General features: G+C 56.4%; 13 protein-coding genes. 5 read left to right on the forward strand and 8 right to left on the reverse strand.

The annotated features are described in order from the left end of the window. Window positions 1-660, reverse strand: a complete 660-nt coding sequence (gene yieH, locus FOV68_RS17890; protein ID WP_010258939.1) for a 6-phosphogluconate phosphatase — start codon at window positions 658-660, stop codon at window positions 1-3. A gap of 152 nt (window positions 661-812) precedes the next feature. Here yieH and FOV68_RS17900 point away from each other — a divergent pair, with 152 nt between their 5' ends. Then, window positions 813-2,126, forward strand: a complete 1,314-nt coding sequence (locus tag FOV68_RS17900) for an NCS2 family permease (RefSeq protein ID WP_010258938.1) — start codon at window positions 813-815, stop codon at window positions 2,124-2,126. 36 nt (window positions 2,127-2,162) lie between these two features. On the opposite strand, the gene FOV68_RS17905 is transcribed toward FOV68_RS17900, so the two are convergent. Next, window positions 2,163-2,912: a 4'-phosphopantetheinyl transferase superfamily protein gene (locus FOV68_RS17905; protein WP_143991296.1), complete on the reverse strand. Its 750-nt coding sequence runs from the start codon at window positions 2,910-2,912 to the stop codon at window positions 2,163-2,165. Window positions 2,913-3,132: 220 nt separating this feature from the next. Between FOV68_RS17905 and FOV68_RS17910 the strand changes: the two genes are divergently transcribed. Then, entirely contained in the window at window positions 3,133-3,492 is a 360-nt protein-coding gene (locus FOV68_RS17910; protein WP_033773221.1) for a DUF4440 domain-containing protein, read from the forward strand. A 54-nt stretch (window positions 3,493-3,546) separates the two neighbouring features. On the opposite strand, the gene FOV68_RS17915 is transcribed toward FOV68_RS17910, so the two are convergent. The 6 genes from FOV68_RS17915 to rpmH form a co-directional block, all read right to left on the reverse strand. After that, window positions 3,547-4,137 (reverse strand): malonic semialdehyde reductase, encoded by a 591-nt coding sequence (locus FOV68_RS17915; protein ID WP_031591047.1) that lies wholly within the window; start codon window positions 4,135-4,137, stop codon window positions 3,547-3,549. Window positions 4,138-4,403: 266 nt separating this feature from the next. After that, window positions 4,404-5,768 (reverse strand): tRNA uridine-5-carboxymethylaminomethyl(34) synthesis GTPase MnmE, encoded by a 1,365-nt coding sequence (gene mnmE / locus FOV68_RS17920; protein ID WP_010258935.1) that lies wholly within the window; start codon window positions 5,766-5,768, stop codon window positions 4,404-4,406. A gap of 92 nt (window positions 5,769-5,860) precedes the next feature. Next, window positions 5,861-7,507, reverse strand: coding sequence for a membrane protein insertase YidC (gene yidC / locus FOV68_RS17925; protein ID WP_143991297.1), 1,647 nt, complete (start codon window positions 7,505-7,507; stop codon window positions 5,861-5,863). 2 nt (window positions 7,508-7,509) lie between these two features. Beyond that, the gene (yidD, locus tag FOV68_RS17930; RefSeq protein ID WP_008926397.1) at window positions 7,510-7,767 is read right to left on the reverse strand and encodes a membrane protein insertion efficiency factor YidD; all 258 of its coding nucleotides are present in this window, start codon (window positions 7,765-7,767) and stop codon (window positions 7,510-7,512) included. Next, the gene (rnpA, locus tag FOV68_RS17935) at window positions 7,731-8,090 is read right to left on the reverse strand and encodes a ribonuclease P protein component (protein ID WP_008926396.1); all 360 of its coding nucleotides are present in this window, start codon (window positions 8,088-8,090) and stop codon (window positions 7,731-7,733) included. The genes yidD and rnpA overlap by 37 nt, the downstream gene beginning before the upstream one ends. Window positions 8,091-8,104: 14 nt before the next feature. Continuing rightward, window positions 8,105-8,245, reverse strand: a complete 141-nt coding sequence (gene rpmH, locus FOV68_RS17940; protein ID WP_003849659.1) for a 50S ribosomal protein L34 — start codon at window positions 8,243-8,245, stop codon at window positions 8,105-8,107. A gap of 597 nt (window positions 8,246-8,842) precedes the next feature. Between rpmH and dnaA the strand changes: the two genes are divergently transcribed. The 3 genes from dnaA to recF all read left to right on the forward strand — a co-directional run bounded on the left by dnaA (window position 8,843) and on the right by recF (window position 12,700). Continuing rightward, complete coding sequence (gene dnaA / locus FOV68_RS17950) at window positions 8,843-10,258, forward strand: chromosomal replication initiator protein DnaA (protein WP_031591042.1); 1,416 nt, start codon at window positions 8,843-8,845, stop codon at window positions 10,256-10,258. A 4-nt stretch (window positions 10,259-10,262) separates the two neighbouring features. Continuing rightward, window positions 10,263-11,363 (forward strand): DNA polymerase III subunit beta, encoded by a 1,101-nt coding sequence (gene dnaN / locus FOV68_RS17955; protein ID WP_010258930.1) that lies wholly within the window; start codon window positions 10,263-10,265, stop codon window positions 11,361-11,363. 251 nt (window positions 11,364-11,614) lie between these two features. Beyond that, a complete protein-coding gene (recF, locus tag FOV68_RS17960; RefSeq protein WP_010258927.1) occupies window positions 11,615-12,700 on the forward strand; it encodes a DNA replication/repair protein RecF in 1,086 nt (361 codons plus the stop codon). Window positions 12,701-12,705 lie beyond the last annotated feature (5 nt).

Below are 12,705 nucleotides of genomic sequence, written 5' to 3' on the forward strand. Positions count from 1 at the left end.
CTACACCAGATCCCAGCCACGGGCGCGCCACAGCGCAGGCAGTTGCGCCATATCATCGAAGCGCGTCACCAGCGGGTGATCCAGTTCAGGGTTGTGCGGGTCGGCGCAGTAGTAATAGACCGGAATGCCGGCGGCGATACCGGCGCGAGCGCCCGCTTCGGAGTCATCCACCAGAATGCAGCGCTCAATCGGCACCTGCATCTGTTCCGCCGCGTGGTACATCAGTTCCGGATCGGGCTTCCAGTGCAGAATGTCATAGCCGCTGTAGAGGTGCTCCGCAAACAGCGGCAGCATGCCGGTTAAGCCCAGCGAGTGCTGCATCTTTTTTACCGTCCCGTTTGAAACCACGCACATCGGCACCTTTATCTGCTCAACCAGCGCTTTCGCGCCCGGGATGGGCTGCAGTTGCTGATCAAACAGCCGCGCGACCTCTGCGCGATAGGCGGTCTCCACCTCTTCCATCGGCAGCGTCACCTGATGCGCGTCGCCGACGTCACGAATAATGTCGTAGAGTTTGACGCCCTTATACTTCTCAAACATCTGCTGCAGCGACAGTTCCAGGCCGTAACGGGCAAAGGTATTGACGTAGGCCTGGGTACAGAGCAACTCACTGTCCACCAGCGTGCCATCGCAATCAAAAAAGACGCATTCTACTGACATCAGACTCTATCCTTCGATTCAGGGGTATGCTCCACACTCTACCGCACTCAGCGCAGATTGCGAGACTGGCAATCGGTTGCGAAAAATCATTGTATTGCCCCGGTAAAATCGCCAGGATACGCGCCGATGATTTTTTCTTCTGGATGGATGGCATGAGCAAGCAAGGCGTTTTGCAGCGCATCTTCAGGCTGCAGGAACATGGCACCACGGTGCGCACCGAAGTGATCGCGGGTATCACCACCTTTCTGACGATGGTCTACATCGTCTTCGTCAATCCGCAGATCCTCGGCGTCGCCGGCATGGATACCCAGGCGGTGTTTGTGACCACCTGTCTGATTGCCGCCTTTGGCAGCATTCTGATGGGACTGTTTGCCAATCTGCCGGTGGCGCTGGCGCCCGCAATGGGGCTGAACGCCTTTTTTGCCTTTGTGGTGGTTGGCGCGATGGGCTATTCGTGGCAGGTGGGTATGGGCGCGATCTTCTGGGGTGCGGTCGGCCTGCTGATCCTGACGCTGCTGCGGGTTCGCTACTGGATGATTGCGAATATCCCGCTGAGCCTGCGCGTCGGCATTACCGCCGGTATCGGCCTGTTTATCGCCATGATGGGGCTGAAGAATGCCGGTATTATCGTGCCGAATCCCGATACCCTGGTGGCCGTGGGGAACCTGACCTCGCACAGCGTACTGCTGGGCGCGCTGGGCTTCTTTATCATCGCTATTCTGGCATCACGCAATATCCACGCGGCAGTGCTGATCTCGATGGTGGTTACCACTGCTATCGGCTGGATGCTGGGTGACGTGAAGTTTGTCGGCCTGTTTTCTGCGCCGCCTTCCATTACTTCTGTGGTTGGCCAGGTGGATATCAAAGGCGCGTTCAACATCGGCATGGCGGGCGTGATCTTCTCCTTTATGCTGGTCAATCTGTTCGACTCCTCCGGCACGCTGATCGGCGTCACCGATAAAGCGGGACTGACTGATGAAACCGGCACTTTCCCGCGCATGCAGCAGGCACTCTATGTCGACAGCATCAGTTCAGTGAGTGGCGCGCTGGCGGGCACCTCATCCGTGACCGCATATATCGAAAGCACCTCGGGCGTGGCGATTGGTGGTCGTACCGGCCTGATGGCAGTGGTCACCGGCCTGCTGTTCCTGCTGGTGACCTTCCTGTCACCGCTGGCCGCGATGGTGCCATCCTACGCCGCTGCGGGCGCGCTGATTTACGTTGGGGTGTTAATGACCGCCAGCCTGTCGCGCGTACGCTGGGATGATTTGACCGAAGCCGTTCCGGCGTTTGTGACCGCCGCCATGATGCCCTTCAGCTTTTCCATCACCGAAGGCATTGCGCTGGGATTCATCGCTTACTGCGTCATGAAGCTGGGTACTGGCCGCTGGCGTGAAATCAGCCCCTGCGTAGTGATTGTTGCTCTGCTGTTTGTGCTGAAGATTGTTTTTGTAGACGCGCACTAAGCGCATTCAGGGCCGCAACCGCCGGGTTGCGGCTTTTTACATTTCAGGATGCAGGCTGCGCTCGCTGGGCAGGCTGGTCAGCCGCAAAGCATGAGGCCCGATGTTGGGCTTACCCATCTCTATTTCGCGTAATGCATGCCACTGAAAGGCGTTATCCATCTCCCACAGATGCAGACGCTGAGTCGCAGACGACAGCGCACACGACCAGACCAGCATGGGCTCCGCGTCGCACACCACCTGAATATCGGGATAGAGTGAAGATCGCAGCCGACCCGCACCGGGCAACAGGCGCAGCGAATCCAGTCCCCGATCGCCCTCTCCCGTCAGCTTGAGAATGCTCTGGCGTAATGTCCAGATCTGCGTCACCGCCTCCATGGCATCCTGCTGGGCATTGATCCAGGCGATCTCGCCCGAGGTTAATCCCTGCATCAGCTGCTCCTGAGTCTGACGGCTTCTGGCATGCACAATCTCCATATCCAGACCGGCACGTCCACCCTCTTCGGCCAGCAGCACACCCACCGTATTACCCGCATAGGCGATGCTGAAATCAGGCAGATCGCTGTCAGCAAAAACGGGGCGTCCGTTGCCCTGAATAAGCAGGCGCGGCAGTTCACCAATGCCATAAACCCGTAGCATCAGTTGTGCCAGCAGGGTACGCGCGGCCAGAAATCGCCCACGGCGTTTGTCAGCAAACTGCTGTGCCGTGTCGGTGATAGCCTGGGGAATGCGTAAATCATTAGCCGGGAAGCCGGGATCGCCCGTCCAGCGTACAAAATGACCAGCCATCTGTCGCTCCGTGAAAATGGTCAGATAATCATCAGAAGCATTGTAGGAATTTTCTTACCTGAATGCACCTGGCAACGCACGGATTGGGGTAAATTCGGAATAGGATGAGCAGAATCGCGAGGGAGAGCTGACCGGCCAGGAACATCACAATGCCCACCTTCAACAGCTTAAAAGAATTATTGCCGCTGCCTGTCAGCACAGAATAACAGGAGGGTCAGCCATGTTGCTGGACGAAATGGTGAAACGAGAGCGCAGCCTGCACAGTGCCAGGCGACGGGAACTGGCGTGGCTGGAGCAGATACTCCATCCCGACTTTTGTGAGATAACCCGTTCAGGACGCTTTGTGACTCGCGCGCAGACCATCGCGGCGCTGATAAAAGAAGATGCGATGCCCGATATGCTTAGTAGTAACTTTCAGCTGGTGAGCACGGGCGAGAGGAGTCTGATACTGCACTACCAGAGCTGTGATGCCGATGGCAGTCGGGCCGCACTGCGCGCCTCACACTGGCTGTGCGAAGGTCAGAACTGGCGAATGGTGTTTCATCAGGGGACGCCTGCAGAAAATGCTGCGCCGCTGTGACACGCTGTTTATAAGGTCATCCGCGTCGCGATTCGACTCGCGACGCGGGCAGCATCAGGCGAAACGGCTCGCCTGCTCAAAGCTCAGTCGCGGCAGGCGCGGATGCAGTTTTGATGCATCACCGTAGCCGAGGTTAATCAGCAGGTTAACCTGATACTGACCGTCGGGGAAAAAGGCGTCATTGATTTTGGCCGGATCAAACCCGGACATCGGACCGGCATCCAGACCCAGCGAACGCGCCGCCAGAATCAGGTAGCCCGCCTGCAGGCTGCTGTTACGGAAAGCGGTCTCTTTTGCCGCTTCCGGGCTGCCGGTAAACCAGCTGCGCGCATCAGCATGCGGGAACAGGGCGGGCAGCTGCTCATAGAACTCGCGGTCCCAGGCCACAATCACCGTGACCGGCGCGCTCATGGTTTTTTCCAGATTGCCGGAAGAGAGTGCCGGTTTCAGCTTCTCTTTGCCTTCCGCCGAGGTCACGAAAACAAATCGCGCAGGCGAGCAGTTTGCCGAGGTCGGGCCCAGTGCCGTCAGGGCATAGAGCTGCTCCAGCAGGGCGTTATCGACGGGCTTAGCCTGCCAGTAACTGTGGGTGCGGGCATCATTAAACAGCGTGTCCAGTGCGGCAGTGTCGAGCGGTGTACTCATGCAACTCTCCTGTTTCAGGCGAAAAAGTTCGCCCAACGGTGTTCACGTAGTGGGTTTGCATCCGGACCGGCGCGGCGGGATGAGGCGGGGATTATTCACCGCAATCCGTCGCCGCACGTCGTATCGGCGCTTCAACCGTTATACGGCAATGCCGTGCCGCCGCAAAATAACATATCAGCAAGAATCAACGCAGAGGCGGGAATAACAGGGGGAGCAGCGTGGCAGGAAATCTGGCCTGACAGCAGGACGCCATCAGGCCAGCAAGGTTATTTACCGATACAGAAGCTGGAGAAGATGCGACCCAGCAGATCGTCAGAAGTGAACTCGCCGGTGATCTCGCTTAACGCCTGCTGGGCAAGACGCAACTCTTCCGCCAGTAACTCACCGGCCCAGGCACCGAGCAACTGCGCTTTACCCTGCTGTAAGTGCGTTGCCGCCAGCTCCAGCGCCTGCAGATGACGGCGACGCGCCAGGAAGCCACCTTCCATATTGCCGGCGAAGCCCATGCTCTGCTTCAGGTGATCGCGCAGCTCATCCACGCCCGCGCTGGTGCGTGCCGACAGGCGAATCAGTGAGTGACCATTTACTTCTGTAAGACCGAGAGACTCCCCGGTGACATCCGCCTTGTTGCGGACCACGGTAATCGGCAGTTCGGGCGGCAGACGGGAGACGAAATCGGGCCAGATAGCCGCCGCTTCGGTGGCATCGGTCGTCGTGCCGTCCACCATAAACAGCACGCGGTCAGCCTGTTCGATCTCCTGCCAGGCGCGCTCAATCCCGATGCGCTCCACTTCGTCGCTGGCCTCACGCAGACCGGCGGTGTCGATGATATGCAGCGGCATGCCATCAATATGAATATGCTCACGCAGCACGTCACGGGTGGTGCCTGCGATATCCGTGACGATAGCGGCGTCACGGCCTGCCAGCGCATTCAGCAGGCTCGATTTGCCCGCATTAGGCCGGCCCGCAATCACCACTTTCATCCCTTCACGCAGCAGGCTGCCCTGACGCGCTTCGGCACGAACGGCATCCAGATCGCCGATCACCGTATTCAGCTGCGCTTCGATTCTGCCGTCAGAGAGGAAATCGATCTCCTCATCCGGGAAGTCGATAGCGGCTTCGACATAGATCCGCAGGTGAGTGAGTGCTTCCACAAGATGATTGATACGGGTAGAGAAGACGCCCTGCAGGGAGTTCACGGCCGAACGCGCCGCCTGCTCAGAGCTGGCATCAATCAGGTCAGCAATCGCTTCGGCCTGCGCCAGATCGAGCTTGTCATTCAGAAACGCACGCTCTGAAAACTCACCCGGCTGGGCGATACGCACACCCGGCAGCGCCACGATGCGCTTCAGCAGCAGATCGAGGATCACCGGGCCGCCGTGGCCCTGCAGCTCCAGCACATCTTCACCGGTAAAGGAGTTAGGACCAGGAAACCACAGCGCAATGCCCTGATCCAGCACGCGGCCATCGCTATCGGTGAACGGCAGATAATCGGCGTAACGCGGCTTAGGCAGTTTGCCCAGCAGCTGGCGGGCGACCTCTGCCGCCTGGGCGCCAGAGACGCGCAGAATGCCTACGCCGCCGCGTCCGGGTGGCGTCGCCTGGGCAACAATGGTATCGCTGTGGCTCATAAATTTTCTCTCGCTACAAAAAACACAGGCGGTCGCTTTGACCGCCTGAGAATAGACTATTTTAGGGCGGGATTGCTCCCGCTCTGGATCGCTTACGCTTTCTTCTTGTCGCGGCTATGCAGACCACGTTTTTCCAGGCCGCGATAAATCAGCTGCTGCTGGAGAATGGTGACCAGGTTGCTGACGATGTAGTACAGCACCAGACCTGACGGGAACCACAGGAAGAACACGGTGAAAATCACCGGCATATACGTCATGATCTTCTGCTGCATCGGATCGGTCACGGTGGTCGGTGACATCTTCTGAATGAAGAACATGGTGATGCCCATCAGAATCGGCAGGATGTAGTACGGGTCCTGCGCTGACAGGTCATGGATCCACAGAATAAATGGCGCATGACGCAGTTCAACCGAGCCTGACAGCATGTAGTAGAGCGCCAGGAAGATTGGCATCTGAATCACCAGCGGCAGACAGCCACCCAGCGGATTCACTTTCTCTGCTTTATACAGCGCCATCATTTCCTGGCTCTGCTTCTGCTTGTCATCACCCAGACGCTCACGCATCGCCTGAATTTTCGGCTGTAGCATGCGCATCTTCGCCATCGAGGTGTACTGCGCTTTGGTCAGCGGGTACATGATGCCGCGCACGATGAAGGTGATCACGATAATGGAGAAGCCCCAGTTACCGATGAAGCTGTGAATAAATTTCAGCAGTTTGAACAGCGGCTGAGAGATAAACCACAACCAGCCGTAATCCACGGTCAGATCAAGGTGCGGCGCAATCGCTGCCATCTTATCCTGAATTTCCGGGCCGACCCACAGCGTTGCGCCCAGATTCTGCTGTGCGCCCGCGGCAATGGTGACCGGTGCAGATTTATAGCCAATCGCCGCCACGCCATTACCCAGGTTGCTGGTGTAAAGGGTGTTGGTGCCTTCGGTACGCGGAACCCATGCCGTTGCAAAGTACTGCTGCAGCATCGCAACCCAGCCATTGCTGGTGGTGGCGTTCAGGTTCTCGTTATCCGCGATGGTGTCGAATTTATACTTCTCATATTTCGACTCGCTGGTGGAGTAGGCCGCGCCACGGAAGGTGTGCAGAGCAAAGTTGTTGCTGCCGGTATCACGATGCTTAGGCAGATCGATGGTCTGCTTCAACTGGCCAAACAGCGACACTTCCAGCGGCTGCTGGGTGGTGTTGTTGACATGATAATCGACATTAACGGCATATTCGCCACGCTTGAAGATGAAGGTTTTGCTGTAAACCACGCCATTTTCAGCGGTGTAGGTCATCGGCACACGCAGTTCGGACTGGCCATCAGCCATCTCGAAGTGATCCTGCGCAGCGTTGAACAGCGGACGCGCGCCGTTGTTCGGATTATCCGGGCCATTACGACCGGTCAAACCACTCTGTGCCTGATAAAGGAACGCTGGCGTTGTTTCAAGCAGCTGGAACGGCTGGTTAGAACCCAGTTTGTCCGGGAAAGTCAGCAGCTGTGCTTGTTCAACATCACCGCCTCGGGTGTTGATATTCAATGACAGGACATCAGTCTTAACGGTGATCGTCTGGCCCTGACCGCTGGCCGGTACACCCTGACTGGCGGTATCACCCGCTACGCTGTTTGTGCCTTGTGTGGTCTGCGTCTGCTGTGGCTGCGGAGCGTGGTCCGTCTGCCAGGCTTGCCAGATCATAAAGGTCACGAACAGAAAAGCGATGAGAAAGAGATTGCGTTGCGAATCCATCGTTAATGTTCTCTGGTATCAAAGGTTTTTGGCGGCACAGGATCGTCACCACCCGGGTTCAAGGGGTGGCATTTTAATACGCGTTTTAATGTCAACCAACTGCCTTTTATCAGGCCGAACCTGCGTAATGCCTCAATTCCGTAATGAGAGCAGGTCGGGTGAAACCGACAGTGTGGTCCCAGTAATGGACTGATGCCGCGTTGATAGACGCGTATCAGGACGATCAGGAGCCGCGCGCCAGGCGACAGTGACGACGCCATAATTTCTCCAACGCTTCCGCCAGCATACGGTTATCCAGATCGGCAACCCCCTTCTTCGCGACCACCACGAAGTCCATCGACGGCAGTTCATGTTGACGCAGACGAAAGCTTTCGCGGGTCAATCGCTTGATCCGGTTGCGTTCATGAGCGCGTTTCACATGTTTTTTAGCGACGGTGAGACCGATGCGGGGATGCCCCAGCGCGTTAAGGCGGCCGAGAATAGTAATTTGCGGCGTGCCAGCCCGTTGTGGCTGCTGGAAGACGAAAGTGAAATGAGTGGGAGTTAACAAACGTAACTCCCTGGGAAATGCGAGCTTACCCATCAGGGCTTGCTTTATTACTTAGAAACGGTCAGACGAGAACGGCCTTTAGCACGACGACGTGCCAGAACCTGACGACCATTTTTTGTTGCCATACGAGCACGGAAACCGTGTGAACGGTTGCGCTTCAGTACGGACGGTTGAAAAGTGCGTTTCATGGCGGTTTCTACCTAAACTTGAAAATTTTCACTGGGTGACGCGTTTCGGGCCAGAAAATCGACCTACGCCTCAATGTGTCTTTAATAAAGAGGCGGGATTGTAATAATTGTACAGTCCCGAGTCAATTTACTTCGCGTGTCATAGTGCCTGAAAACCCGCATACAGCCCGCAGAGTCCCGACTTTGCGCCTGATGGCTCAATGTCGGGTGGAGAATTATACGGGCTCCGCACTAAAGCGCAAGGATCGCACGGGATCTTATTGCGATCGGCTTGCCGGATCCTGGGGATAAAATGAGATGTCGCCCGAAATTTTAATGGATTGCGCCAGATCCCTGCTGGTTTTTCCCGCAACTGGCGTAAACTTCTTTGCGCGCCTCTGGCCTGTGGATAAAAAGGATCAAAACTGTGTAGAAAGGGAAGATCTCTGCCTCGCTTTGCGCTATGATCCGCCCTTCCGCTGACGATCCTCCGGTGATTGCAGGACGGAAAACCGCTGATAGCGGTCGCAGGCGCTTTCTTAGCGTCTGTGTCAAAAATGAACGTTTCTTAGAGTAACGCCTACTATTCTTTTCGAATTTGTACGAGTGGAGTCCGCCGTGTCACTTACGCTTTGGCAACAGTGTCTTGCCCGTTTGCAGGATGAGCTTCCTGCCACCGAATTCAGCATGTGGATCCGTCCACTACAGGCTGAGTTAAACGACAATACGCTTGCCTTGTATGCTCCAAATCGCTTCGTACTCGACTGGGTTCGGGACAAATACCTTAATAGTATCAATGCACTGCTGAATGAATTCTGCGGTCCAAACGTGCCCGCCCTGCGTTTTGAAGTGGGAACGCGCCCGGTTCAGCAGCAGGCGGCAGCGGTCAGCCAGCCCGTAATGGCCAGCGTGAGCGCGCCCGTGATGCCCGTACAGAGCCATATTCGTCCGGCCCCGACGCAGATCATGCGTCCCAGCTGGGATAATGTCCCGGCTCCGGCCGATGTCACCTATCGCTCAAATGTGAACAACCGTCATAACTTCGATAACTTCGTCGAGGGTAAATCTAACCAGCTGGCGCGCGCGGCGGCACGTCAGGTGGCGGATAATCCAGGCGGCGCTTACAACCCGCTGTTTCTGTATGGCGGCACCGGTCTCGGTAAAACGCACCTGTTGCATGCGGTGGGCAACGGCATCATTGCCCGAAAACCCAATGCAAAAGTGGTTTATATGCACTCCGAGCGCTTCGTGCAGGACATGGTTAAAGCACTGCAGAACAATGCGATTGAAGAGTTCAAACGCTACTACCGTTCGGTAGATGCGCTGCTGATCGATGACATTCAGTTCTTTGCTAATAAAGAGCGATCGCAGGAAGAGTTCTTCCACACCTTTAATGCCTTATTAGAGGGCAACCAGCAGATCATCCTCACCTCAGATCGCTATCCAAAAGAGATCAACGGGGTGGAAGATCGTCTTAAATCACGTTTCGGCTGGGGTTTAACGGTGGCGATCGAGCCGCCTGAGCTGGAAACGCGTGTGGCGATCCTGATGAAAAAAGCGGATGAGAACGACATCCGTCTGCCGGGTGAAGTCGCCTTCTTTATTGCCAAGCGGTTACGCTCTAACGTGCGTGAGCTGGAAGGCGCGCTGAATCGCGTGATCGCCAATGCCAACTTTACTGGCCGGGCGATTACCATCGACTTCGTGCGCGAAGCGCTGCGCGATCTGCTGGCGCTGCAGGAAAAGCTGGTCACCATCGATAATATTCAGAAGACCGTGGCTGAGTACTACAAAATTAAGGTGGCGGATCTGCTTTCCAAGCGCCGTTCGCGCTCGGTGGCACGTCCGCGCCAGATGGCGATGGCGATGGCGAAAGAGTTAACCAACCATAGCTTGCCAGAAATTGGCGATGCTTTTGGGGGTCGCGACCATACGACGGTGCTTCATGCCTGCCGCAAGATTGAGCAGCTGCGTGAAGAGAGCCACGATATCAAAGAAGATTTCTCTAATCTCATCAGAACATTATCTTCCTGACGCTATGAAATTTATTGTTGAACGTGAGCAGCTGCTGAAGCCGCTGCAACAAGTAAGTGGCCCCCTGGGTGGTCGTCCGACGCTGCCGATCCTCGGAAACCTGCTGCTGCAGGTAACTGAAGGTTCGCTGTTGCTGACCGGTACCGATCTGGAAATGGAGATGGTCGCACGCGTGGCGCTGACTCAGGCACATGAGCCTGGATCCACCACCGTTCCGGCGCGTAAATTCCTCGATATCTGTCGCGGATTGCCGGATGGCGCAGAAATTACTCTGGCACTGGAAGGCGATCGCATGCTGGTGCGCTCTGGCCGCAGCCGTTTTTCGCTGTCGACCCTGCCCGCCAGTGACTTCCCGAATCTTGACGACTGGCAGAGTGAAGTTGAATTTACCCTGCCGCAGGCAACGCTGAAACGGCTGATTGAAGCGACCCAGTTTTCGATGGCGCATCAGGATGTGCGTTACTACCTCAACGGCATGATGTTCGAAACCGAAGGGGAAGAGCTGCGCACCGTGGCCACTGACGGTCACCGTCTGGCTGTCTGCTCCATGCCGATTGGTCAGGCGCTGCCGAGTCATTCGGTGATTGTGCCGCGTAAAGGCGTGATTGAACTGCTGCGTCTGCTGGATGGCGGCGATACCCCGCTGCAGGTTCAGATTGGCGGCAGCAATATCCGTGCGCATGTCGGCGACTACATCTTTACCTCTAAGCTGGTTGATGGCCGTTTCCCCGATTATCGTCGCGTATTGCCGAAGAATCCGGACAAAGCACTGGAAGCGGGCTGCGATCTGCTCAAACAGGCCTTTGCCCGCGCCGCTATCCTCTCTAACGAGAAGTTCCGCGGTGTTCGCCTCTATATCACCGAAAATCAGTTGAAGATCACCGCCAATAACCCTGAACAGGAAGAAGCGGAAGAGATGCTGGATGTCAGCTACAACGGCACGGAACTGGAGATTGGCTTCAACGTCAGTTACGTGCTGGATGTGCTGAACGCGCTGAAGTGCGAAAACGTCCGTCTGCTGCTGACCGATTCGGTGTCGAGCGTGCAGATTGAGGATGTGGCGAGCCCGGCAGCGGCCTATGTCGTCATGCCCATGCGCTTGTAGAATATATCGGCCTGGCTTACTTGCCATTCTGATTCCGGGCAGTGCTCGCCCCTGGTCACATACTTCAGTATGCTCCCAGGGCCTGCGCGCTGGCCGGAACCAGACTGGCGGCGACGCCGACGGCCTGGTGACTGAGGTATCGGGCAAACCTGCTTCGCCGTCGACGCCCTGGATTGTTAAAGGTAAGACCTGAATTTTTATAAGGCAAAACCATTTCATCCCGATCATTGCCCTTCACGCTGGATTGATTCATGGCTTTAACCCGCCTTCTTATCAAAGATTTTCGTAATATTGAGCAGGCTGACCTGCAGCTGGCACCCGGCTTTAATTTCCTGGTCGGCGCCAACGGCAGTGGTAAAACCAGCGTTTTAGAGGCGATTCATACTCTGGGGCATGGCCGTTCGTTTCGCAGCCTGCAGGCGGGGCGCGTGATTCGTCACGATGAGGCGGCGTTTGTGCTGCATGGACGTCTGGAAAACAAAGAGCGGGAAATTTCAGTCGGGCTGACAAAAAACCGGGCCGGTGACAGCAAAGTGCGCATTGATGGCAGCGATGGTCACAAGGTCGCAGAGCTGGCGCAGCTGTTGCCGATGCAGTTAATCACCCCTGAAGGCTTTAGTTTGCTGAATGGCGGCCCCAAATATCGCAGAGCCTATGTCGACTGGGGCTGCTTTCATAACACCCCCGGCTTTTTTAACGCCTGGAACAACATGCGCCGCCTGCTTAAACAGCGGAACGCGGCGCTGCGCCAGGTCTCACGATACAGCCAGATTCGTCCCTGGGATCAGGAGCTGGTCCCGCTGGCTGAACAGATCAGCCAGTGGCGGGCGGAATACAGTGCGGCGATTTCCGCGGAAATCACCGCCACCTGTGGCCAGTTTCTGCCGGAATTTGAGCTGCGCTTCTCATTCCAGCGTGGCTGGGACAAAGAGAGCGACTACGCCGAACTGCTGGAACGTAACTTCGAGCGCGATCGCGCGCTGACCTATACCGCCAGCGGCCCCCATAAAGCGGATTTTCGTATTCGGGCTGAAGGGACGCCGGTAGAAGATTTACTCTCACGCGGGCAGTTAAAACTGCTGATGTGTGCATTGCGTCTGGCACAGGGCGAGTTCCTGACAAGCCAGAGCGGACGCCGCTGTATTTACCTCATTGATGACTTTGCTTCTGAGCTGGATGAGAGCCGCCGACGCCTGTTGGCGGAACGGTTAAAAGCCACTCAGGCTCAGGTGTTTGTCAGCGCAATTTCTGCCGGACATGTAATCGACATGACCGACGAAAAGGGCAAGATGTTCCGCGTGGAACAGGGTAAAATAGCGGTTCAACCTGAAGATTAAAATGA

This window comes from Pantoea sp. paga (genome assembly GCF_007558755.1).
Classification (GTDB): Bacteria; Pseudomonadota; Gammaproteobacteria; order Enterobacterales; family Enterobacteriaceae; genus Pantoea; species Pantoea agglomerans.